Genomic DNA, 19,840 nt, shown 5'->3' with positions numbered 1-19,840 from the left:
TTCGCTCGGTGCCTTCCCCTATTCTCGTGATCTTGAGGCCTGCCATGTTGTCTCATTTTAATAGCCTCGCCCATCCGACCCTGCTTGACGGTTTGACTCATCCGACCCTTCGATTGACGATTTTGGCGGTCGCTATCGCCTTCATGGTGCTGGAATATCTACTCAGCCGGCTCATTCACCATGATGACGAAACCCACGACCTTTCCGAAAGCGCGACCTCGCTGGTGATCGCGATCGGCCACAATATCCTGCGGCCGTTCGAAGCGCTGCTGGTCGCATTGCCCTTCGCTCTCGCCTATGAACATCGGCTATTCGACTTCAGTGCGGCATCCCCGCTCTCGATCGCGGCGCTCTTTGTGGCTGCCGAGTTCGTCTACTACTGGCACCACCGGGCATCGCATCGCATTCGCTGGATGTGGGCGACGCATTCCGTTCATCATTCGCCAACCAGGCTGAATTTCACGGCCGCCGTCCGGCTCGGCTGGACTGGCAATATCTCCGGAAATTTCCTGTTTTTCGTGCCGCTGGCATGGATCGGGTTCCATCCCTTCGCGATCGTCGCAATGCTTGGCATCAACCTGCTCTATCAGTTCTTCATTCACACGGAGCTCTCGCCGCGGTTGGGTCCGCTCGAATGGGTGCTGAACACACCGACGCACCACCGGGTTCATCATGCGTCCAACGCTAGCTGCCTCGACAAGAATTATGGTGGCGTCCTGATTGTCTTCGACCGGTTGTTCGGCACCTTCGCCGAGGCGCCGGGCGACGAGAAGCTGCGCTATGGCCTGGTCGGCGTTATGCGGTCCTACAATCCCCTGCGCGTCGCGTTTGGCGAATGGGCGGCGATCGCGCGCGACCTCAAAGCAAGTACGTCGCTGACCGAAAAACTTCGCGTCCTGTTTGCGCCACCTGGTTCGGTGAAACGCCGGCGTTCCCCGGAGAACGATAATGCTCAAACCGCCATCGCTCCCGGCGAGTGAGCCAAGAAGCGTGATCACCGGCAGAACTTTCGCCTGGATCTATCCATCACGAGGAAAGACAATGACTCTGAAACAATTGAGAATGGCCTTGCCGCTTGTGCTGACGACGCTGGTGGCGTCCTTTTTGGCCCTGATGCCGGTTATGGCAGAGGCAGCGACACCGGCCGTCGTCGTCACCACGGTCAATCTGCGGGCCGGCCCCAGCACTGGTTATCCCATCGTCACGGCGCTGCCGACGCGGGCTGCGATCACCGTCCATGGCTGCACGGCCAATTCGGCCTGGTGTGACATCAGTTGGGGCAGGGAACGCGGCTGGATCGCAGCCAATTATGTCCAGATCATCTATCACGGCGCGCCTGTCGTCGTCACACCTGCCATCGCTCCGGTTGTCGGTATCGGTGTCGTAACCTTCAACCAGGCTTATTGGCATAGCTATTTTGTTGGGCGCCCCTGGTACGGCCAGTGGAACACCTATTATCGTGCCGGTCCATATTTCGCTCCTGCCGGCCGTGCGGTCGTCGGTGGCTGCGGTCCCAATTTCTGCTCCGGAACGGTTGTGACGCGCGGACCTTACGGCGGCATCTACGTCCGTCACGGCGCGATCAGCCGGTACTGATCTGGCAGACCGCCGCTTTCAATCTCTCTACTCCTTATGGAAAAGGGTCGTCCCATGCAGAAATATCTTCCGCTCCTCCTTGCTCTTGTTGCCACCAGCGTATCGGCACAGGAGCTTTCTCTTTCCCAGAAACTTCAGCTCCGTGCGGATTGCAAAGCCGATATCAGTCGCTTGTGCCCAGGTATCGCTCCGGGCGGCGGCCGGCTTATCCAATGCATCAAGACTCAGAAGGATCAGCTTTCCACGCCCTGCGCAACAACGATCGCAAAGCTCGTGGCAAGTCGGAAGCAATAGCGGCGCTGGCTCAACCAGGTGGCCGTCGATGATGCCAATTCTTCAAGTCCGTACTCTACCCAGATCGGCGGCTTCCGGCCGAGCAAAGCCTTCGGCCTCGATTTCGGCGATGAACTCTGCAACCGTTTCGCCGATGATTTCCGGATGGTCTTCCTGGAGATAATGAAGTCCTGATCCGAGTTTCACCAGCCTGCAATTGTGAAGCCGAAGTGCAAATTCCTCGGCCACGGCAGGGGACACAAGAGCGCCTGGTTCGGCGGCAAACAGAAGTTTCGGATATAGGGACGCCGATAACGCCTCATGCGCGCGTTCCAGAGTAGCATAGACATCGGCCGGTTCGCCGGCGATCGGCAGTTCATTCGGAAAACGCCATGTCGGCCGCCGCGATTGCGGCGTCATGAACGGCGCGCGATAGACAGCCATTTCCTCTTCGCTAAATTTGCGAACCGTTGCGCCCGGAAGCACGCCTTCGATGAAGGCGTTATCCTCGAGAATCAGTTTCTCACCCTCTCCCGGAGTCCGAAACCTGCGAAAGATCTCGCGCTCGGCTTTATCTCGCAAAAATTCCTCCCAAGTTGGAACCGGTCGGGTGAATTCCATAAATGCCAGACCCCGCACGAAGTCGGGGCGACGCGCGGCAAGATGGAACGCCAGTGCTGTTCCCCAATCCTGTGCGACGAGGTAGGCGGAGCCTATCGCCATTTCCGAAATGAAGGCGTCGAGGTAACGCACGTGATCCTCGAAACGATACGCAATGTCCGGTTTGCCTGATTGTCCAAAACCGATCAGGTCAGGCGCGATGCAATGTGCGACGTCCGCGACCAACGGAATGATGTTGCGCCAGATATAAGAGGAGGTGGGATTGCCATGTAGGAAGAGAGCCACGGGAGCATCCGTTCTACCGGCTTCTCGATAGGCCATTTCGGAATCCAGGACGGGACGAAGCGGCAAGCTGACATCAGGTCTCATAGCGACTGGTCCTTCAATACAGTGGCCAAAACGATCATTTTGAAACGCTCGAGCGGCTGGGCGTTACGCGAGACCTTCATACGAAGGATCGCACCCTCCCATGCCGAGAGGAGAAATTCGGCCAAGTCGATAGGGGAAAACGTGTCCGCAATTTCTCCCGATGCCTGACCCTCTTCAATGCATACAGCGAAAGCTGCTGACCATTCTGAGAAAATCTCCATCAGTCGCGTGCGAAGCATCTCGCTTTGCGGGGCGGCTTCAAGGCTGAGATCGCCGATCAAGCACCCTCGGCGGAAGCCGTCGTCAGCCAATCGGCCGGTGATAAGTTCCAAATACCGCTCAATCCGTCGCCGAGGTGGTAGATCCTTGCGCCCAAGCGTTTCCTCCACCGCGCGTTGGAGGTCGCTGAAGTACCTGTCCAGCACCTCCCTCACGAATTCCTCCTTGGAGCGAAAATGATTCGTGAAGGATCCTTGGGGGACCGACGCCTCCGCAACGATATCGCGGACGCCGGCGCCTATGTAGCCCTTGCGAAACATGACCTTGCGGCCAGCCTCAAGAATTGACTCGCGGTGAGAATGTTTAGCCATGACTATCTAATACGTACGACCGTATTTTTTGTCAACGGTCTCGTTGATGGGGATCGAATTTGTGATGAATCGCGTCGGCAAAGCGAGCCGCTGGGAGCAGATATCGGGATCGGCTCTGGCATATGGCCTTGCTTTGGCCCAATCCGGCGCCAAAGTTGTGAAAACACTGGATGCGCCGATGAAACGCTGTCTGCTTGCCTTTATCGCCCTGTCGGCCGTGTCTTTGGCCGTCCTTTCGCCCGAAGCTCACGCAGAAGGGTTCGTTCATGCCGATCGCCAGCGGATCGTCGACGGTAACGGCAAGCCGCTGATCTTGCGCGGCATGGGGCTGGGCGGATGGATGGTCCAGGAAGGCTATATGCTGGGACTACCTAATCTGGGCGCCGAGCACGTCATCCGCAGCCGCATTTCCAAGATCGTCGGTGCGCGGAGGGCCGAGCAGTTCTATCAGTCGTGGCGCGACAATGCCGTTACGAAAGCCGATATCGACGCGATGGCAGGTTGGGGCTTCAACAGCGTGCGCCTGCCGATGCATTGGAATCTGTTCATCAAAGACATGCCACGCAAGAGTGGCCCCAGCAAAATCGTCTGGAACGAAGAGGGATTTCGGCGCGTCGACGCCCTGATCGCCTGGCTGAAGGCCAATCACATGCTCCTGATCCTCGATCTGCATGCCGCGCCCGGCGGTCAGGGCAATGACCCGGCGATTTCCGATCGCAATCCCCAAAAGCCATCCCTGTGGGGGAGTGGTGACAATCAAGCAAAGATGATCGCGCTGTGGACCGAAATCGCCCGGCGCTACAAGGACGAGCCGACGATTGCCGGTTACGATCTGCTCAATGAACCGAATTGGGGTTTTCAGGATAAAACCGATACTCACGGCTGCCGCGAAACCGGCAATAAGCCGCTGCGGGACCTTTATGAGCGCACCATCCGTGCGATACGTGCCGTCGATACCAACCATATGCTGATCATCGAAGGCAATTGCTGGGGTAACAACTATGCCGGTCTGCTACCCATTGACGACCGCAACACGGCGCTAAGCTTCCACAAATACTGGACCGCCACGACGCAGGAGACGATCGAGCCCTTTCTCAAGCTGCGTGCGCAATACGACATGCCGCTGTGGAACGGCGAGACAGGCGAGAACTCCAATGATTGGTATGCCCGCGCTATCGAACTGGCAGAGAAGAACGATATCGGCTGGGCTATGTGGCCGCTGAAGAAGATCGGTATCAACAATCCGCTCGAAATTCCTGCCAATAGCAATTACCGCAGTCTCGCCAGCTATTTGCGCGGTGAAGGCAAGAAGCCCAAGGCTGACGCGGCCTTCGCCGGGTTGATGCGGCTGGCGGCCGACAGCCGGTTTGATAAGAACGTCCAGCACCCGGACGTAATTGATGCCCTATTCCGGGCCTCGCATAGCGACCGGCCGGCTCCGTTCAGGAGCCATAAGATCACCCGGGAGGGAGGGACGATCGAAGCGGTTGATTACGACATGGGCAGGAACGGCGTCGCTTACCATGACATCGCGCCCGGCGGTTCTCGCCGAAAAGCAAAAAAAGGCGCGGCCTACCGCAATGATAGCGTCGATATCGCCCTATCGATCGACGGCTATTCGGTTAGCCGTATGCAGCCGGGCGAATGGCTGAGCTACACCTTCGATTCCGACGGTGCCTATACCCTGCATCTTGTGATCCGCGCCAGAGGGTCTGGCACGCTGAGCCTGTCGCTCAATGATGGCCCGAAAAAGACCGTTTCGGTCAATGCCCGCGGATGGTCCCACATGGCGGCCACTGTCCAGCAGGTCCGTAAGGGCCGTAATGTCCTGATCGTCAAATCGACCGCCGGTGCCCCCGATTTTTCCGGCCTGACGTTCGGTGAATAAAATAGGAAGCGCGGGTCCCCAACGGTCATGCCGTGCCGCACACATGCTGCACCCGATCTGCAAGCCTCAATCATCCCTCAGAATCACATTGCCAAACGGGCGCCATAGAGAGGTGACTGAGCCTATCGACACCCAAACAATGTTACGTGAAGCGGCGTTCATAGCGCTGACAAAACGTCGCCGCCTCTGCTAGGTGCATAGCAGAACATCGAAGCGACATCGATTGTACGTCCCTTGTCAAATAGCAGGAGTTTGAGCATGACCGGTTCTTCCGACTATACGCCGCCGAAAATCTGGACTTGGAACAAGGCGAGTGGAGGCCAGTTCGCGAATATCAACCGCCCGATCGCAGGACCGACCCATGACAAGGATCTGCCGGTCGGCCGCCATCCCCTCCAACTTTATTCGCTTGCAACGCCGAATGGCGTGAAAGTCACGATCATGCTCGAAGAGCTGCTGGCCCTCGGCCATAGCGGCGCGGAATATGACGCGTGGCTGATCAAGATCGGCGAAGGTGAGCAGTTCGGAAGCGGCTTCGTCGAGGTCAATCCAAACTCTAAAATACCGGCTCTCATGGACCGTAGCGGCCCGACGCCGATCCGGGTCTTCGAGTCCGGTTCGATCCTGACCTATCTCGCCGAAAAGTTCGGCGCCTTCCTGCCGACCGACGCCGCCGCGCGTGCCGAATGCTTTTCTTGGCTGTTCTGGCAGATGGGAAGCGCGCCTTATCTCGGCGGCGGGTTCGGTCATTTCTACGCTTACGCGCCGACGAAGATCGAATATGCGATCGACCGCTTTGCCATGGAGGTCAAGCGCCAGCTCGACGTGCTCGATCGCCGCCTTGCCGAGAGCGAATATCTGGCCGGTGAGGACTACACGATCGCCGATATCGCCGTTTGGCCCTGGTACGGCGGTCTGGTCAAGGGCTGGCAATATGGTGCGGCCGAGTTCCTTCAGGTGCAGGATTACAAGAACGTCCAGCGCTGGGCGGATGCGATTTTCGAGCGCCCGGCGGTGAAACGCGGACGGATGGTCAACCGGATGTCCGGCGAGCCGTCCAGCCAGTTGCATGAGCGCCATGACGCCAGCGATTTCGAAACCAAGACGCAGGACAAGCTCGCGGCTGCGAGCTGAACAATCTTCTCGTTCGAGCCAAAGCTGGGCGTTGTTACGCCCAGCTTGTGAGCACGCAACGAGGTATGGCCGGTCGATTGACTTCCGCATGCAATCTCTATGAAACGGCCGCTAAGGTCTCGATTTGCCGTCGACAAGGCATTTTGGTGCCGTCTCGACAAGAGATGTTCCAATGTTAAAAGGCATCGGTGATATCATGTGCCGAAGTGTGGCAGAGAAGAGAGTTCATGCGGCATCCCCGGTCAGATGTGCGAGGGCGCGCGCGCGTCGATCTTGGCGTGACGGCGTCGAAAAAAGTCGGTCTTCGATCGACCGAGATCGCCGACCGGAATTTCCGTGTCATCCTTGAAGCCATTCGTCGCTACGGTCCATTGACGAGGCTCGAACTGGGACAGCGGACCGGTCTCAGCGGACCGGGCATCACCAACATATTGCGGCGGCTGAGCGAAGATGGGCTCGTGACCTCCCGACGACGCAGGGATGCGGCCAAGGGTGCTTCGTCCACCGAATTTGCGCTCAATCCGGATGGTGCCTTTTCCATCGGCGTCCGGTTGGGCGGGGCTCGCCCGGAAGCTGTGCTGGTCGATCTCAGCGGGCAGATTCGAGAGCGGGTAAAGCTTGACCTGACGAACGATCTGCCCGTCGGCCTTGAAAAGGCGGCGCGCGATCTTCTGGCCGGCGATACGGCGGCGCATCGTCTGCTTGGCATCGGGATTGCCACCGGCTCAGCGGATGAAATCAACATTGGACAAATAGCACTTGATTCCCGGCCGCTCCGTGTCCTTGCCGAACGCGATTGCGTGGCGGCGGTGCTTGCCGAACGTACCATCGGCGCACCGATGCCAGAAGGCGGCCTCGTGATGATCATCATCGACGACACCGTGGAGGCGGCGCTTCTCGTGCGCGGCGTGCCTTTTGCCGGCATGCATGGCCGGGCAGGCAGCATCGGCGCCATGCGGACGGGTCCCGACCATGTTCGGCTCGACAGCATCGTCGGTTTACGAGCGCTGCAGACCTGCCTGTCGGCAGAGGAGTTCGCCACGCTTCTGGCGGGAGAGGAATTGCCGATGTCGGCGGCGGTTTCGGATTGGGTGAAAAACGCCGCCGGCCATCTGCTCGACGCCATTGTCGCGACAGCAGGGTTCCTCGCTCCGGGGGCTATTCTCATCGGCGGTGATCTGCCGCGCGGCATGATCGAGGCGCTCATCCATCAAATGTCGATCGAGCGCCGCAATACAACTATTCGTCCGTTCATCACCCCGTGGATATCGCCCATCAGGCCGGCGAGCTTCGACGGTGGCGGAATTGCGATCGGGGCCGCATTGCTGCCGTTCTTCGACGCGCTGTTGCCATCGCCATCGGCGGGATGAGCGATGTGCCCGGCCTATTTCGACCGGGCACATTGCTGAGCTACGCGACCTCTTCGTCCCTGTGGCTGAGATCGGAGGCGAGCGCTTTGTCGAGCACCTTCTGGATATTGGCGGCGCGGCGGAAGGACGGTTCCTGGGTCTTGCCGGCCCTGACGGCTTGGACGAAGCGCTGGTAGTTGGTTTCGACCGGGTCGAACGGAATATCGCGCCATGTGGCGGTATGGACATCGTCGCCGAGGCAGGCGCGCAGGGTCGATTTGCCGGTGTCGTAGATCATTTCGATCGAACCGGTCTCGCCATAGACGCGCAGCCGCAGCTGGTCGAGCTGGCCGGCCGCCGTACGGGTCGCTTGGATCGTCCCGATCGCGCCAGTGGTGAAATCGACATTCATCGTGAAGCTGTCATTGGCATCGAGATCATATTCGTCGATCTTATCGCCAGGCGCCTTGGCGAAGGTTTTCAGCCGGCCGAAAACGTGGGCCACGTCGAGCCCCGAGCCATAGGACGTGAAATCGACGATGTGGATGCCGATATCGCCCAGCGCGCCGTTGGAGCCGTGTTTCTTGCTCAGGCGCCATAGCCACTTGCTTTCGGTCTTCCAGTCGCCCCAGGCGTTGCCGACCAGCCAGCTTTGCAGGTGCGACGCCTCGACATGGCGGACGGCGCCGATCTCGCCGGCGAGCACCATCTGCCGGCCCTTCTGCAGTGCAGGGGAGTTGCGATAGGTGAAATTCACCATGCCGACTTTGCCGGATTTCTCCATCGCTTCCGTCATTTCCATCGCCTTGACGGCATCGGTCGCAAGCGGCTTTTCGCAGAAGACATGCTTGCCGGCCGCGATCGCCTGCATAGTAGTCGGGTGGTGGACGCGGTCCGGCGTCACATTGGCGACCGCATCGAACTCTCCCCAAGCAAGCGCTTCTTCGAGAGAGCTGAATTGATTGGGTATGCCATGGAGGCTGCAGAAGGCCGCCAGCCGCTCGGGAACGATGTCGACGCCGCCGACAACGCTCACACCTTCGATCGCCTTGAAACTTGATGCGTGCTTGTCGGCCATTCCGCCGGTGCCGAGAATAAGTAAGCGCATGATATCCTCCCATAGGATCGTCGTTCCGCGGCCGAGCACTCAAGCTCGAACACACGATAGCCGCAGCAAAAAGCAGTTCCGCTTTGCCGTTCAAAAGTTGATTGACGTGACCTTTCAGCTATGTCGCCGGGCGCTATGTCTTCGCAAAAATCGCCATTTTCCGCTCCTCCCAGGTTCCGGCTTGACATCAAAACAAAGTAACTTAATCTAATCAATGCAGCACGGAAATGAGGATAGGTCAACAGATCAAACCTGCTGTATTCGCCAAAATGGGGGAGGAGACCCATCATGATGAAGTCTATTGTCAGCGCCTTGGCGCTGAGCACGATGCTATTTGCAGTGCAGTCCGGCTATGCCCAGGAGTTGGCGACAAAAGACAGAATAGGGTTGGAGAAGGCTCCGAAGTCTTTGGTCGTCCGCCTGACGAATGACAGTCCGAACAATGCCGATCCGGCCATTGCCGATGGCTATCAGAAGTTGTTTGTGGAATTCATCAAGAAATATCCGGACTGGAAGCTGCAAATGCAGTTCATGTCCGCCGACATCGGCACCGAACAGGCGAAAATGCTCGAACAAGCCAAAGCCGGCAATGCGCCGGATTGTGCGGCGGTCGACTCCTTCGTGCTATCGCAATTCATGATCAATCATGTGCTTGCCGACTTCTCGCCCTATTTCAGCAAGGACGAAGTCGCCGATCTCTTTCCCTTTATCCGCAATGGCATCACCGACAAGGATGGAACCATCCGCGCCTGGTGGTGGGATACCGACCTGCGTGTCCTCTATCGCAACAAATCGATCGTTCCGGACGCGCCGCAGACCTGGGACGACCTGAAGAAAGCTGCCCTTGCCTCCAAGGACCAGGGCATGGAAGGCGTCATCTTCAATGCCGGCCGCTATGAAGGTTCCACCTTCGACTGGCTGGCGAACTACTGGGCGCTCGGCGGCAAACTGGTGGACGACAGCGGCAAGCCGGTTTTTGGCGAGGGCGACAACAAGGAAAAGTTCCTGAAAGCCCTGAACTACTACAAGGATCTCGTTAATACTGGCGCCGCGCCGAAGCGCGTCACGACAATCGGCAATTATGACGACCTGAATGCTGCCGCTGCCGCCGGCACGACCGCGCTATTCATCGGCGGCAACTGGCAATATGCCCAGTTGAAGGCGACGCTCGACGAAGATGAGTTCAACAAATGGACCTTCTCGCCGATCCCGGGTCCGACTGCGGACAAGCGCTCGACCGGTACCGGCGGTTGGACCATCGCCTCCTTCAGCAAGGACAAGGAAAAGGTCGAGATGTGCGCCAATCTGGCTCGCGAGGTCTATATGGGGCCGGCCAACGCCCTGCAGCAGCAACTGCCGACGCGCAAATCGCTGTTCGACAAATATCCGGTCTTTGCAACCGATGCGAACAAGACGTTCGCGGCTGCGCTGGCCAACGGCCAGGCTCGCCCGGGCGCGCCGATCTATCCTGAGATCTCCAACCAGATTCAGATCATGATGGGCGACGTCCTTTCCGGCACCAAGTCGCCCGAGGAGGCCTTGAACGCGGCGTTCAATGCGACGATGGAGGCCTACAAGCGCCTCTAAAGCGCCGCGCGTTCAACTGAACGCGCAAAGGTCGTCCTACTCTTTTGATTCTGGAGCATCTCGTCAGCTTGCTGGTGAAACCACCTCTAAGCCGCACGCTCCAGCCGAAAGATGATCGGCGGCGGCGCTCCGACATCGGCGGCGCCGCCACCGTCCATTCGAAACATTCGGATAGAGAGAGCAGATGAGCCCAATTGCAATGGAGGCCCCGACGGGCCGAAGACGCGGGTTCCTTCCGCGCGATTTTGCCGGCGCACCGCTTCCGTGGATCATGCCGGTCATCCTGGTCATCGGCGTATTCTACCTTTACCCCGTGCTCGACGTCTTCCGGCTGTCACTGACCAACGCGACGTTGATCGGCGACAATCCCAGCTACACCCTGGATTCGATCAGGAACGTGGTCAACTCGCCGCAACTGCCCGACATCCTATGGGCGACGCTGATCTTCGTCGGCGGCAGCGTGGTCGGCCAGCAGATTCTCGGTCTGGCAGTCGCGGTCGTCGTCGTTCGCGGCGAAAAGCGCGGACTGTTCGGCACGACCATCCTGCGCACGACAGCGCTTGTCGCCTGGGTCGTGCCCGGCATTGCCGGCGGCATCATCTGGCAAATGCTGTTCAGCGAGGCGCCCTACGGCGCCCTCAACAGCATCCTGCGCATGATGCACATTCCGCCGGTTGCCTGGCTCTCCGATCCGGCAATCGCGCCCTGGTCGGCGCTGCTATCCAATATCTGGCGCGGCACGGCCTTCTCGATGGTCGTGATGTATGCGGCGCTGAAGGCGGTCGATCCGTCGCTTTACGAGGCGGCCGAAGTGGATGGCGCATCCTCGACGCAGCAACTGGTTTTCATAACCCTGCCGCAACTGCGTGCCGCAATCCTCGTCAACATGATCCTGATCACCATCATGACGCTCAATACCTTCGACGCCATCATCACGTTGACGGGGGGCGGGCCGGGCCGGGCGACCGAGGTCATATCGCTCTATGTCTTCAACATCGTCTTCCGCAATTACGACCTTTCGGGCGGCAGTGTGCTCTCGGTGCTGATGCTGTTCATCAGCCTCGGCCTTGCCTTCGTTTACGCCTCGTTCCTGCCGAAGGAGGAAGAAACATGAGTGTGAGAACAGGCAGCCGCTGGGGCGATGCCGTCAGCTATATCTTCATGCTTGTCATGTTCGTGTTTTTTGCCGGGCCGTTGTCTTATCTGCTGTCCCTTGCCTTGCGCGACCGGCGGGAAATCTATCTCGGCGTTGCCCGCTACATCCCGAAGAACCCGACTGTCGACAACTTCGTTTCGGTGCTCAGCAACAGCTATTTCCCGCTCTATCTCTGGAACGGCCTGAAGCTCGCGTCGCTGAGCGGGCTTGGCGTCCTGATCGTCGCGTTGCCGGCGGCCTACGCCTTTTCCCGCTTTCATTTCCGCGGCAAGGGCCTCTCGATGATGGGGCTTTTATTGTTCCAGATGATTTCGCCGCTGGTGATCATGGTGCCGCTCTACCGCTACATGAACAGGCTCGGGCTGCTCGATACCCATTTCGCCGTGGTCATGGTCTATATCGCCCTCGGCGTGCCGCTGGCGACATGGCTGCTGAAGAGCGCTGTGGACGGCATTCCGAGGAGCCTCGATGAGGCCGCGATGATCGACGGCTGCAACCGCTTCTCGGTTTTCTGGCGCATCATTCTGCCGCTTTCGGCACCCGGCATCGCCTCTGTGTTCATCATCACCGTGATTGCTGGCTGGTCGCAATTCCTGGTGCCGTTCCTGCTGCTGACCCAGAACAACCTGATGCCGATCGGCGTGGGCATCTTCAACTTCAAAGGCATGCAGACGGACTCCTCCGTGCAGTTGCTGGCGGCGGCCTGCCTGATCTCGGTGGTTCCCGCCATCGTCGCCTTTCTGTCCCTGCAGCGGCTGATCCTCGGCGCGATGACCAGCGGAGCCGTGAAAGGATGATGTTACCGTCAAAGAGAATTGCGTGTACGAGGCGGACGAGAGATACCGCGAGGCTGCCTTGACGATGCGACAATTCGACGATGCCCATAATTTCTTCGACCTGACCGGCGCCAATGTCGAGGATGCCGGCGAGCACAACCGTGCTGTCATCCTGCGCTGCATTCATCGCCATGCGCCGATCTCTCGAGCTGAGATCGCGCGGCAAACCGGGTTTACGAAGCCAGCGATCGCGCGCATCGTCGACCGGCTGCTTGACGAAGGACTTGTGATGGAGGCGCGCCGGCGTCATGGGTTGCGCGGGCAACCGGCGATCGAGCTGGAGATCAATCCGGACGCCTGTTTCTCGATCGGCGTGAATATCGACCGCGATCATCTGACCATCCTGGCAGTCGATGCGGTCGGAAACGTCCGCGGACGCGTGCACCACGAGAAACGCTTCATTCTTCCGGACGAGTTCGTCGAGTTGACGGCCGACGCTATCTCGCATTTCCAACGCAGCAAGCTCGTCGACGACGCCCGCATCGCCGGCATCGGCCTTGCTGTCCCCGATTGGCTCGGCGAAATTCCGGTGCTTGGACGGCCGGATGAGTATGCACAATGGACCACTTTCGATGTCCGCAAGGCGATCGAGGCCATCACGGATCATCCGATCTTCATTGATAACGAAGCCAACGCCGCGGCAATGGCCGAGCTGGACTATGGGCTCGGCGCCGAAAGCCGTAGTTTTTTCTATATCGCCATCAACGCTTGCCCCGGCGGCGGGCTGGTGCTTGACGGGGTCGGCCATCGCGGCGCGATGGGACTGAGCGGCGAAATCGGCTGGCTGCCGATCGCCGATCCGAATGACCCGAAGGGTGCGAAGGTGCAGCCTCTCGGCGAGATCTTCTCGCTGTTCTTCCTCTATGACCACCTTGCCAAGCACGGTATTGAGGTGAGCAAGCCGCAGGATTTGTTGGCGCTCGATGGACGTGGACGCAAGCTGGTTTCGTCCTGGCTGAAGCAAATGAGCGTGCATCTTGCCGAAGCGGTCATCCACATCGGCCTGATCGTCGATCCCGACGCGGTGATCGTCGGCGGGCGCTTGCCGGTGCGCATGACCGACGAGCTCCTGCGCTATGTGAACGAACATCTGCAGACCTCGGACCCCAACCTGCCGTCCATTCATCGCGCCTCGCTGTCGGAGGACGCGGCCGCCCTTGGCGGCGCAGCGATGCCGACAGCCGCAGCTCTGATGCTCGGGTCGGCCGATCCACAACAGCGCATCCGCTCGCCACTGCAGATCATGGATCGCCTACACGCCATATGACGAGATCCTAGAACCCGTCATTCGATTTGAATAAGGAGGAATTCAATGAAGATCGGCTTTTATACATCGACTTTCAACGACAGACCTTTTGAGGAGGTTGCGGATTTCGCCAGGGAAGCAGGTTTCGATGCGATCGAGATCGACGTTGGCGGCCATATCAAGACTCCCGATCGCGTCGCCAGCGCCGTGACCGTTGCCCGGGATCGCGGTCTGTTCGTCGCCTCGATCACCTTCTTCGGCAATCAGCTTGACGCTGACGTGGGCCGCCGGACCGAATTACGCAGCCAAACCCTGGAGTTCGCGCATGCGATCGGCGAGGCGAAGGTTCCGATTTTCGTCATTTTTCCCGGCCGGAACGACGATGCCAGCGAGGAGGAAAATTACGACAGCTTCGCAGACCATGCCAACGCGCTGATCGAGGCAACTGAGGCGAGTGGCCTCACATTTGCGATCGAGAATTGGCCCGGCCCGAAGGACAATTTCGTGGGCACGACGCCCTACGGATGGCAACAACTCTTCGCCCGGATCAAGAGCCCCCGCTTCGGCCTGGAATTCGATCCGTCGCACCTGCTGCGCATCGGTGTCGATCCGTTCGCAGCGCTTGCCGACGTCAGGGATCGCATCGCCATCCTGCACGCGAAGGATACCGCCATCGATGCCGAGCAGCTGCAGGCCGTGGGCTATCATGGCAAAGGCTGGTGGCAATACAAGCTGCCCGGCAAGGGCATGCTCGATTGGGACAAGTTCCTCCGCCAGGCAAAATCCTATGGTTTCGACGGCACGCTCTCGATCGAGCATGAGGACGCCGCTTACGGTTGGCCCCGCAAGGATCTTTCCGCACGCAAGGAAGGCGAACGTCTTGGATTGAGCTTCCTGCGCAATACGTTGAAATCGATCTGACGGTCGCGTCCAGAGGAAAGGGAGGAACCAATGGCGAATGTATCCGTCAACAATGCGCGCAAGGATTACGGCGCCTTCAAAGCCATCAAAGGCGTGTCGATGGAGATCGAGAACGGCGAATTCGTCGTTCTGGTCGGCCCGTCCGGTTGCGGCAAGTCCACGCTGCTTCGAATGATCGCCGGCCTGGAAGGCATCACCTCGGGAGCCATCCAGATCGGGACGCATGTCGTCAACGATCTGCCGCCGAAGGATCGCGACATCGCGATGGTCTTCCAGAATTACGCGCTCTATCCGCACATGACGGTAGAGCAGAACATGGGCTTTTCCCTGCGGCTGAAGCGCATGCCGAGGTCGGACATCAAGGCCAGGGTCGATCGGGCAGCGCGCATCCTTGGCCTGGAGAGCCTGCTGGAACGCTATCCGAAACAGCTCTCCGGCGGCCAGCGTCAACGCGTCGCCATGGGCCGCGCCATCGTGCGCGATCCGGCAGTGTTCCTGTTCGACGAGCCGCTGTCGAACCTCGATGCGAAGCTGCGCGTGCAGATGCGTTCGGAAATCAAGGAGCTGCACCAGCGCCTCAAGACGACGACGATCTACGTGACGCATGACCAGATCGAGGCAATGACCATGGCCGACAAGATCGTCGTCATGCGCGACGGCAAAATCGAGCAGATGGGTTCGCCGCTCGATCTCTACGATCGGCCGAACAACATCTTCGTCGCCGGCTTCATCGGCTCTCCGGCTATGAACTTCATCAAGGGCACGATGACGCCGGATGGCTTTCGGACAGTCGAGGGCGTCATACTTCCGACGCTCGACAAGCCCGGCAATGCTTCCACCTATGGCATACGCCCGGAAAACATCCATCTCGATCCCAATGGCATCGAGATCAGCATCGTCGTGCTGGAGCCGACCGGATCGGAAACACTGATCATCGCCAGGCTGGGCGAACAGACCATCACCTGCGTTTTCCGCGAACGCATTCGCGCCAACCCGGGGGAGATATTGCGGGTTTCCCCTGACATGTCGGCAATCCATCTCTTCGATGATGCCGGCGTGAGCATAGGTTACAATCGCGCCTGGTGACCGGCATCGCGCCCACGCTGGACCGATGTTTGGCGCGGCGCAATATTATCTGCGCGAAAGGCTGCGCCCACAGGGCTGGTGTCCAAAGCGCCGCCGGTTTCACCGACGTACAGCGCCGACTTTTGCAAGCACCTCGTTGGGGATGGCGTAGCGTTGAATGACGTCGCGACCGTTTCGAAGGCCGCAGATTTCACGCTGGATGAAGAAGGCCCAGACGGCGTCGGATGCCCTGTCCACAAGGTTTTCTCGGTCCACGTCGCTGTGGCGGGCTGCATCCCATGCCCGTAGCTCCGCAAGCGCAGACTCGACCTTCAGGCCGTGGCGTCCAAGGGAGTTTGCGCGCTCGGACATGAGTTCGTATTCGAGAACATTGAACCCACTGTCAATCGAATGAAACTGCCTCAGGGATTGCGGCGGACGAACGCTCATGGATGGAAACCCTCTTATTCCGCGATGATGTTACCCGATCATGTCCGGCAGATCGATAGGCTAAGGCCATGCTCCGATACAGTTTGCGTCAGCTTCGACACGGCGTTGCCCATGGTGTTTGTCATCGGGGCGAAGGTACACCGGACGTCCAACAATGCCTCGCAGCAGATATGCACATACAGCATATGGATTGTCTCGCTCATCAAGAGCGGTCGATAAAACTATGCTGTCGAAGTTCCAGATCGCCTCGCATTCTACAAATTCCCTGCCGATTCTCGACCAGTTGGTCGCCAGACAGCCGGCAATAATCGTTACAACCCTCAGCGCTATCGTCTAAAAAATGTGCGATTGACAATTAGTTATGCATTTATTGCGGTGGTGCGTTGACGGATCGGCGCTGTTAACCGGGAAGGCCAGGCCTTATATTCCAACCATCGAAAGCACGGCGGCGCCTGGATGGCGGCCGCTCTTCCAAGCCCGCAGAAAGGGGATGAACATGAACGTAGCGCATTCCTTCAACAACTGGCGCAAGTATCGTCGGACCGTATCGGAACTCGGTCGCATGTCAAACCGCAAGCTGAACGACCTCGGTATCGAGCGCTCGGATATCCAGCGTATCGCTCGCGAAGCAGTCGCACGGTAATATTGAATTCTCTCGCGCCTTGATGGTGCGATGTTTGGACGCCCGCTCTCATACAGCGGGCGTTTTGTTTTACCAGATGGTCGCACTTCACTGCACAGGCGAACCAAAGATCTGAAAATATCCCCAGGCGGCGGCGAAAACCGCGATCACGACGATGACGACAAGCAACTTACGCAAACCAGGACGCGGTGTCCTGGGTGGCTTCGGCCTTCGAAATTTGATGACGTTGTCGTTCATTTGACCTCAGCTATCGGGCACTATCCGGGTTTCTATTTCGCTCCGAATCCATGAGAGGATAAATAGAACTGTCCGGCACCCGAGAGCAAGATATTGCGAGCTGGCCGGTGCCATTGGCGGTCCAAAATCTGACGCACCTGTTCGCGGCGCAGGCCCCGGTAACCACGAGCGGCAAAGCGGCCGTTTCAGGTAAGGATACGATGGCGCAGCTTTTCAATCTCGGCGTCCGACAGGCCGATCCGCACGGCGTAGGCAGGTATGCTACCATAGATCCGGGCCATATGTTGGAGCATGAAGCGCATGGTCTGCGGTTCGCTGGCGAGAAAGAGCTCGATAAGTGCCGGGTCGACGCCGCCCCGCAATGACTTCTCCCGCAGGCGTTCGATCAACCGGCCGGCGATCGTGCCGGTGAGGGCGTAGTCCTCGATGATGGTATTGTCATCGACACCTGCGATTGCCAAAAGGATGGCAGCGATAATGCCGGTGCGATCCTTGCCGGCGCTGCAATGAAAAAGAACAATCCCTTCCGGCGCCATTGCAATCGCGCGCAGCACGTCGGCAATGGCTGGCTGGCAGTTTTCAATGGCGTCACGATAGCGCGCCGCCATGTCGAAGGAAATCGCACCGGCTTTCGCGGCTGCTGCGATCGGTGCAAGTGCGGAAAAAAGCGGTAGATTGTGATATTGCACGCGGCCGTCCGCACCGAACGGATTGATTTCCAGCGCGGTTTCTTCCACGCCGCGCAAGTCGATCACGGTGGAAAGGCCCTCTTTTAGAAGGCTGTCGATATCGGCAGCGCTGAGCAGATGCAGGCCATCACTTCTCAGAAGCGAGCGCCAACGCGTCCTGGTGCCGGCCGTCGTCGGATAACCGCCGAGATCTCGGACATTGTGTGCACCCTCCAGCACGAGAAGACGCTCATAGGTCTTTGACATCAGCGGATTCCCGACTTCATGAAGGATTCGATTACCTGCCTTTGCAGGACGAGATAGATGAGGAGGATCGGTAGGCTGGCGAGGGTTGCGGCTGCCATCAGCGGCCCCCAGAGATTGCCCTCCTGCGTCATGAACATTTGCAGGCCGATCTGCACCACCGAGTTTTCGATCTTGCGCGACAGTAGCAGCGGCCAGAAATATTCGTTCCAGGCGGAGATGAAGGCGAGGATTGCGAGCGAGGCGATCGGCGCTCGCATGTTGGGCGCAACGATCTCCCACAGGATGCGCCAGTGCCTCGCACCGTCCATGCGCGCCGCCTCCAGCACCTCGGTCGGAAACGATCGCATGGAATGATAGAGTAGAAGAACGGCGAAGGCGGCAACCGCATTTGGAATGATCAGCCCGCCGAGGCTGTCGAGCAGACCGAGCCTGGAGGCGAAAACATAGTTCGGGATCATCGTGACCTGAAACGGCACCAGCCACGAAAGCGCGATCAGCCCGTTGACGAGGCCTGCAAGGCGCATGCGCCAGCGGACCAGCGCATAGGCTGCGAAAAGGCCGGTGAGAACCTGCAAGGCAGCCGTCGTTGCCGAGACGATGGCAGTGTTGGCGATGATGCGCAGGATCGGCATCTTTGTGAACACATAGGCATAATTCGCAAGCGACGGATTTGCCGGCCAGAGGGCAGTGGAGAAGATGTCATTTTCCGCTTTCAGCGAACTGACGACCATCCAGTAGATCGGAAAAACCGCGACGAAAGACAGCAGGATCATCAGCGCATGGGTGCATATGCTTCTGAACGTGAGGTGAGGGCGGCCGACCGTCTGATTTTGCGATACAAGGTCAATTGTCATAGACGGCATACCTCTTCATGAGCCGCAAGCAGAAGAAGGCGATGATCGCAAAGCTGGCAAAGGTGATCATGCCCGCGGCCGCGCTCCAGCCGGCAGAAAGCGTTTCGAAGCCGTATTCCCAAAGCACGTAGAAGATGTTCGTCGTCGATTTGAGCGGGCCGCCATTGGTCAGCACGCTGATATAGGCAAAGCTCCACTGCGCGCCGAACAGGATCGTCATCATCGACAGAAGCATGACCGTGGGCGATAGCAGCGGCAGGCGGATATCGCGGACGATCTGCCAGCGGCTGGCGCCATCGATACGCGCGGCCTCGATATAGGACCGATCGATGCCGGCATTGGCGGAAGAAAAGAGCAGCGTCGAAAAGCCAATGAGTTTCCAGCCCGTGATCCAGGTGAGGGTCGCCAGGGCGTAATGCGGGTCGGTCAGGAAGCCCACGGTCCCGAAACCCGCGAGCGCGAGCAGATTGTTGACGAGCCCATGATCGTCGCTCAAAAGCCAGCGCCACAGGATCGCCGCGACGACCGGGGGCACGATCATCGGCACGAAAATCAGAGTGCGGTAGAGCGTGCGCAGGCGGCCCTGCAGATCCTGCGTCAGGATGGCGGCGAAAAGCGGGATGATCACTGACATCGGAAAGAGCCCGATGATGTAGAGAAGCGTGTTCCAAAGCGCGATGCGCATCTCGGACAGTGCGAAGATCCGGCGGTAATTGTCTAGGCCAACAAAACGCTGCGGCGCAGTCGGCAACATGTTCCACTGGTAGAAGGAGAGCTTGAAGGCCTCTATCAGAGGAACATAGGTCCACATGAAGAGCAGGATCAGCGCCGGTGCAAGATAGAGCCATGGCGTTATCCCGGCACCGCGCTGTCGGTTGAGTGCCGGGCGGGTCGTGATCCTGCTCATGGGTTGCGAAAGGTCGGCCTGGATATCGGTCATGAAAAATCGTCCCGAAACAAAACCGGCCGAAACCTCGGGCTT

At 58.9% G+C, this 19,840-nt stretch carries 20 protein-coding genes; 13 read left to right on the top strand and 7 right to left on the bottom strand.

Annotated features, from left to right (window positions below; translation table 11 throughout):
• Positions 1 to 44 precede the first annotated feature (44 nt).
• The 3 genes from FHT86_RS13245 (at position 45) to FHT86_RS38460 (ending at position 1,890) form a co-directional block, all read left to right on the top strand.
• Positions 45 to 980, top strand: a complete 936-nt coding sequence (locus tag FHT86_RS13245; protein ID WP_133707273.1) for a sterol desaturase family protein — start codon at positions 45 to 47, stop codon at positions 978 to 980.
• A 61-nt stretch (positions 981 to 1,041) separates the two neighbouring features.
• Positions 1,042 to 1,596: an SH3 domain-containing protein gene (locus FHT86_RS13240; protein ID WP_246779502.1), complete on the top strand. Its 555-nt coding sequence runs from the start codon at positions 1,042 to 1,044 to the stop codon at positions 1,594 to 1,596.
• Positions 1,597 to 1,632: 36 nt separating this feature from the next.
• Positions 1,633 to 1,890, top strand: coding sequence for a cysteine rich repeat-containing protein (locus FHT86_RS38460; RefSeq protein ID WP_312862314.1), 258 nt, complete (start codon positions 1,633 to 1,635; stop codon positions 1,888 to 1,890).
• A gap of 42 nt (positions 1,891 to 1,932) precedes the next feature.
• On the opposite strand, the gene FHT86_RS13230 is transcribed toward FHT86_RS38460, so the two are convergent.
• Together FHT86_RS13230 and FHT86_RS13225 are read right to left on the bottom strand one after the other, a co-directional pair.
• The gene (locus FHT86_RS13230; RefSeq protein ID WP_133707271.1) at positions 1,933 to 2,859 is read right to left on the bottom strand and encodes a haloalkane dehalogenase; all 927 of its coding nucleotides are present in this window, start codon (positions 2,857 to 2,859) and stop codon (positions 1,933 to 1,935) included.
• Positions 2,856 to 3,449 carry a TetR/AcrR family transcriptional regulator gene (locus FHT86_RS13225; RefSeq protein ID WP_133707270.1) on the bottom strand — a complete coding sequence of 198 codons (594 nt, stop codon included), beginning with the start codon at positions 3,447 to 3,449 and terminating at the stop codon, positions 2,856 to 2,858. The genes FHT86_RS13230 and FHT86_RS13225 overlap by 4 nt, the downstream gene beginning before the upstream one ends.
• 178 nt (positions 3,450 to 3,627) lie before the next feature.
• Between FHT86_RS13225 and FHT86_RS13220 the strand changes: the two genes are divergently transcribed.
• From FHT86_RS13220 to FHT86_RS13210, 3 genes are all read left to right on the top strand, one after another.
• Complete coding sequence (locus FHT86_RS13220) at positions 3,628 to 5,337, top strand: cellulase family glycosylhydrolase (protein ID WP_133707269.1); 1,710 nt, start codon at positions 3,628 to 3,630, stop codon at positions 5,335 to 5,337.
• A 258-nt stretch (positions 5,338 to 5,595) separates the two neighbouring features.
• A complete protein-coding gene (gene yghU / locus FHT86_RS13215; RefSeq protein WP_133707268.1) occupies positions 5,596 to 6,471 on the top strand; it encodes a glutathione-dependent disulfide-bond oxidoreductase in 876 nt (291 codons plus the stop codon).
• 227 nt (positions 6,472 to 6,698) lie between these two features.
• Positions 6,699 to 7,841, top strand: a complete 1,143-nt coding sequence (locus tag FHT86_RS13210) for an ROK family transcriptional regulator (protein ID WP_133707267.1) — start codon at positions 6,699 to 6,701, stop codon at positions 7,839 to 7,841.
• Between the two features lie 40 nt (positions 7,842 to 7,881).
• Here FHT86_RS13210 and FHT86_RS13205 read toward each other — a convergent pair whose 3' ends face one another.
• Positions 7,882 to 8,928 (bottom strand): Gfo/Idh/MocA family protein, encoded by a 1,047-nt coding sequence (locus FHT86_RS13205; protein WP_133707266.1) that lies wholly within the window; start codon positions 8,926 to 8,928, stop codon positions 7,882 to 7,884.
• Positions 8,929 to 9,216: 288 nt separating this feature from the next.
• Here FHT86_RS13205 and FHT86_RS13200 point away from each other — a divergent pair, with 288 nt between their 5' ends.
• The 6 genes from FHT86_RS13200 (at position 9,217) to FHT86_RS13175 (ending at position 15,760) form a co-directional block, all read left to right on the top strand.
• The gene (locus FHT86_RS13200) at positions 9,217 to 10,515 is read left to right on the top strand and encodes an extracellular solute-binding protein (protein WP_133707265.1); all 1,299 of its coding nucleotides are present in this window, start codon (positions 9,217 to 9,219) and stop codon (positions 10,513 to 10,515) included.
• A gap of 184 nt (positions 10,516 to 10,699) precedes the next feature.
• Positions 10,700 to 11,629, top strand: coding sequence for a carbohydrate ABC transporter permease (locus FHT86_RS13195; protein ID WP_133707264.1), 930 nt, complete (start codon positions 10,700 to 10,702; stop codon positions 11,627 to 11,629).
• A complete protein-coding gene (locus FHT86_RS13190) occupies positions 11,626 to 12,468 on the top strand; it encodes a carbohydrate ABC transporter permease (protein ID WP_133707263.1) in 843 nt (280 codons plus the stop codon). Before FHT86_RS13195 ends, FHT86_RS13190 begins: the two co-directional genes overlap by 4 nt.
• A 64-nt stretch (positions 12,469 to 12,532) precedes the next feature.
• Positions 12,533 to 13,774 carry an ROK family transcriptional regulator gene (locus FHT86_RS13185; RefSeq protein WP_133707851.1) on the top strand — a complete coding sequence of 414 codons (1,242 nt, stop codon included), beginning with the start codon at positions 12,533 to 12,535 and terminating at the stop codon, positions 13,772 to 13,774.
• A 45-nt stretch (positions 13,775 to 13,819) separates the two neighbouring features.
• Positions 13,820 to 14,674, top strand: a complete 855-nt coding sequence (locus FHT86_RS13180; protein WP_133707262.1) for a sugar phosphate isomerase/epimerase family protein — start codon at positions 13,820 to 13,822, stop codon at positions 14,672 to 14,674.
• Positions 14,675 to 14,704: 30 nt separating this feature from the next.
• A complete protein-coding gene (locus FHT86_RS13175; RefSeq protein ID WP_133707261.1) occupies positions 14,705 to 15,760 on the top strand; it encodes an ABC transporter ATP-binding protein in 1,056 nt (351 codons plus the stop codon).
• Between the two features lie 99 nt (positions 15,761 to 15,859).
• Here FHT86_RS13175 and FHT86_RS13170 read toward each other — a convergent pair whose 3' ends face one another.
• Positions 15,860 to 16,189, bottom strand: coding sequence for a DUF6665 family protein (locus FHT86_RS13170; RefSeq protein WP_133707260.1), 330 nt, complete (start codon positions 16,187 to 16,189; stop codon positions 15,860 to 15,862).
• Between the two features lie 496 nt (positions 16,190 to 16,685).
• Between FHT86_RS13170 and FHT86_RS13165 the strand changes: the two genes are divergently transcribed.
• A complete protein-coding gene (locus FHT86_RS13165) occupies positions 16,686 to 16,832 on the top strand; it encodes a DUF1127 domain-containing protein (RefSeq protein ID WP_133707259.1) in 147 nt (48 codons plus the stop codon).
• Between the two features lie 422 nt (positions 16,833 to 17,254).
• On the opposite strand, the gene FHT86_RS13160 is transcribed toward FHT86_RS13165, so the two are convergent.
• The 3 genes from FHT86_RS13160 to FHT86_RS13150 are packed head-to-tail and all read right to left on the bottom strand — an operon-like array spanning position 17,255 to position 19,798.
• The gene (locus FHT86_RS13160) at positions 17,255 to 18,004 is read right to left on the bottom strand and encodes a tyrosine-protein phosphatase (protein WP_133707258.1); all 750 of its coding nucleotides are present in this window, start codon (positions 18,002 to 18,004) and stop codon (positions 17,255 to 17,257) included.
• Complete coding sequence (locus FHT86_RS13155; protein WP_183868800.1) at positions 18,004 to 18,858, bottom strand: carbohydrate ABC transporter permease; 855 nt, start codon at positions 18,856 to 18,858, stop codon at positions 18,004 to 18,006. The genes FHT86_RS13160 and FHT86_RS13155 overlap by 1 nt, the downstream gene beginning before the upstream one ends.
• Complete coding sequence (locus tag FHT86_RS13150) at positions 18,848 to 19,798, bottom strand: carbohydrate ABC transporter permease (RefSeq protein WP_133707256.1); 951 nt, start codon at positions 19,796 to 19,798, stop codon at positions 18,848 to 18,850. Before FHT86_RS13150 ends, FHT86_RS13155 begins: the two co-directional genes overlap by 11 nt.
• Positions 19,799 to 19,840: the final 42 nt, after the last annotated feature.

This window comes from Rhizobium sp. BK313, assembly GCF_014193655.1.
GTDB lineage: Bacteria > Pseudomonadota > Alphaproteobacteria > Rhizobiales > Rhizobiaceae > Rhizobium.
Note: the sequence above shows the minus strand (reverse complement) of the source record. Positions and strands in the feature narration are given on the sequence as shown.